This is a genomic window from Aerococcus sp. L_32 (genome assembly GCF_050689315.1).
On the sequence record NZ_JBOEQF010000817.1, the window covers coordinates 1 to 824 of the forward strand.

Consider the following 824-nt stretch of genomic DNA (forward strand, 5'->3'; position numbering starts at 1 on the left):
TGAAGAATATTGACTTGTCATGAAAATCTGATTAAATCTTTCATGATAGCTTAAAATCATTGCAATTTTTCTACCTTTTTTGGTCATTAAAAGCAGATAGTGGCTAGGTCTAGCCATTATTCGGGATAAATGGTAAAATATCTAAGATTATGAAAGCTAGGTGGAACGAAAGGCGTTAAGACGCGACCTTTCTATTGCATCTACAAACATTTAACGCACAGTATAAAAAGTTGGAGTGACAAATATGTCGAATGAAGAAAAAAACAGAGTAATAGCGAAATTGGGCTATCACAAATTTACCATCAAGAGTCATAAAACAAGTGAACATATTCAACAAGTGAGCCGTGATATCAACCAATTACTTGCTGATATCAGTAAAAAGAATCCCAATATGTCAATGGAAGAGATGGCTTTATTAGTAGCGTTAAACATCCAATCTGATAATGTGGATTTACAAGCACAAATGGCCGTAAAATCTAAAGAAAATGCCGATTTAATGGTCCGTGTGAAATCAATGGAGCAAACCATGGGCACATTGGTGAAAGAAATTGCTGAAATAGAAAAAGAAAAGATGCGTGAAGCACAAGAAAAAACTCAACCGCAAACACCATCAAAAGCCAAGACGAACCAGGGACATGCTAAATCGTCAGCTAAAAGACCAGCGCAAACAAAAGCAAGTGGAAAACAAACACTAACACAGGCTGACTCAGATAAAGAAATTCCTGAAATTAGCCAACCAAGTTTGAAGTCTAGTGTGAACACAGCCTCAAAACAATTGGGTCGTTTGCGTCAAACACCAAGATCATAGGCTATTGATAGAAAAA

General features: G+C 36.3%; 1 protein-coding gene. It reads left to right on the forward strand.

Annotation, left to right across the window (positions count from 1 at the left end):
* The first annotated feature begins 244 nt into the window (after positions 1–244).
* The gene (locus ACRCJ0_RS16675) at positions 245–808 is read left to right on the forward strand and encodes a cell division protein ZapA (protein WP_431391277.1); all 564 of its coding nucleotides are present in this window, start codon (positions 245–247) and stop codon (positions 806–808) included.
* Positions 809–824: the final 16 nt, after the last annotated feature.